The organism is Vibrio sp. Y176 (assembly GCF_033438945.1).
Genome location: NZ_JAWOQS010000240.1, coordinates 1 through 872, shown reverse-complemented (window position 1 = coordinate 872; position 872 = coordinate 1). Strand labels below are relative to the sequence as shown.

The 872-nt window shown below is 47.5% G+C and carries 2 protein-coding genes; one reads left to right on the top strand and one right to left on the bottom strand.

Going from position 1 to position 872, the window contains the following annotated elements; genetic code table 11:
* Positions 1 to 127 (top strand): NirD/YgiW/YdeI family stress tolerance protein (locus tag R7O13_RS25315; RefSeq protein ID WP_318305001.1); only part of this gene is annotated, 127 nt, incomplete at its 5' end.
* Positions 128 to 260: 133 nt separating this feature from the next.
* Here the strand turns inward: R7O13_RS25315 and R7O13_RS25310 are convergent.
* Positions 261 to 872: lipid kinase YegS (locus tag R7O13_RS25310; protein WP_318305000.1), on the bottom strand; the 612-nt coding region annotated here is incomplete at its 5' end.

Genomic DNA, 872 nt, shown 5'->3' with positions numbered 1-872 from the left:
AGAGATCGACAACGAAGAATGGATGGGCTTAGACGTGACACCAAACGACAAAGTGGCAATTCGTGGCGAAATCGATTCAGAATGGACCACCATGCAAATCGACGTAGATACCATCCAAAAGCTATAAACGAGCCCTAACAAAGAAGAGCCCTAACAACGAAAGTCCTCTAGCCAAGGAGCTATTGTTGAAACAGTAAAAATAGTGATAAAACAAAGCCACCCATCGGTGGCTTTGTTTTGCTAGTCTCATAAGGTTAGACTTAGTGCGTCACGCACGGGCAATCTTTAGGTAGCACCAACTTCAAACTCTTTGGCTGCACTTCAAATCGAATTTTACGGGAGTGATACGGTTCGCCATCCAAGTTAAGTGGTAGAGGATTCGGAAAATCGATCTCCAACCAACTGGCTCGGGTGTGTTTCACAAACTCGCCTTTCTCGGATGGGTTGTTAATCTCTTCAATGACTTTGGGCAATTCATGCGGTAAAAACGGACGAACCAGCGTTAAGTCCATCAAACCATCATCAATCATCGCATTGGGAGCGAGCTGTTGACCGCCACCAGCTAAGCGGCTGTTGCAAAATGCCCCTAACAACATTTCGCCATCGTAACGGCCCCCTTCGATAATGATGCTGCCATCATAAGGTTTGAAGCCGAGCGCCTTAACAACGCCAGTCAGTGTGTAAGCCCCACCACCGAGAAAGTTTTTTAACTCAACAGGCGTTTCTGCCGTCACTTCTGCGCCAAAACCTGCCGCCGCAACATTGATAAAGCAACGATCGTTCGCCTTAACGCAATCAACAGACAGCGCTTGCCCTTCCACTGCCAAGGTTAATGCATCAGCAATCGAATCTGGAATATGATTCGCGGTCGC